Origin of the sequence: Streptomyces sp. LS1784, from assembly GCF_020103755.1 — a bacterium.
Lineage (GTDB): Bacteria > Actinomycetota > Actinomycetes > Streptomycetales > Streptomycetaceae > Kitasatospora.
Map to the genome: position 1 here is coordinate 1 of NZ_JAHSQD010001141.1, position 995 is coordinate 995.

The window sequence follows — 995 nt, forward strand, 5'->3', positions numbered from 1 at the left end:
GACGGGCGGCGCCTGATGGCCGTGATCGCGGTGGTCGGCGGCCCGGGCGCACCGGGAGCGACCACCACCGCCCTGGCACTGCTGCTGTCCTGGCCGCTGCCGCCCGGCCGGCGGATCGTGCTGGTCGAGGCCGACCCGGACGGCGGCGCGGTGCTCGCCGGAGCCCTGGAGGGCCGGGTCGAGGCGGTGTACGGGCTGCGCAACCTGGCCGTCGCCGACCGGCGCGGGCTGCTCGCGCAGACCATCTGGGAGCAGCTGATCGACCTCTCGCCCGAGGGCAACGCCGAACGGCTGCTGCTGCCCGGGCTGACCGACCCCACCCAGGCGCCCGGCCTCGCCTACACCTGGGAGCCGCTCGCCGAACTGCTGCACGGCGTGGAACAGCAGGGCTACGACGTCATCGTGGACCTCGGCCGCTCCGGCGCCACCGGCCACAGCGCGGTGCTGGCCCGCCGCGCCGACGTGGTGGTGGCGACGGTGCGCACCACGCTGCGCGGGCTGAGCTCGGTCCGGCCCCGGCTCGCCGCCCTGGCCGAGGACCTGGCCGCCGCCGGTACCGGGGCGGACGCGCTCGGACTTCTGCTGGTGGCCGAGGGGCCGTACGCGCGGGCGGAGGTGTCCCGCGAGCTGGGGCTGCCGGTGCTCGGGGTGCTGCCGCACGCCACCCGGACGGCGAAGGTGCTCTCCGACGGCGGGGACACCACCGACCGGCGGTTCATCCGCTCGGAGCTGATGCGGACGGCGCGGTCGGCCGCGGACGAGGTGCAGCTGCTGATCCACCGTCGGCGTCAGCGGCTCGCACCGGGTGCGGCGCCGGCCCAGCTGACGGCGGGCGGCCGGGCGGCGGCTCCGGTCACGGCGGCCGTGCCGACGCCTCCACTACCGGCGGCTCCGATCCCGGCGGCTCCGATCCCGACGGTTCCGATCCCGACGGCTCCGGTGCCGGCCCCGCCGATACCGACCCCGCCCGGGCCGATGGCGCCGCAGCCGTCGAC

General features: G+C 77.8%; 1 protein-coding gene. It reads left to right on the forward strand.

All coding sequences use genetic code 11. The annotated features are described in order from the left end of the window. On the forward strand, window positions 1-995 hold a 995-nt coding region (locus tag KS423_RS46190; protein ID WP_224285618.1), incomplete at both ends, for a hypothetical protein.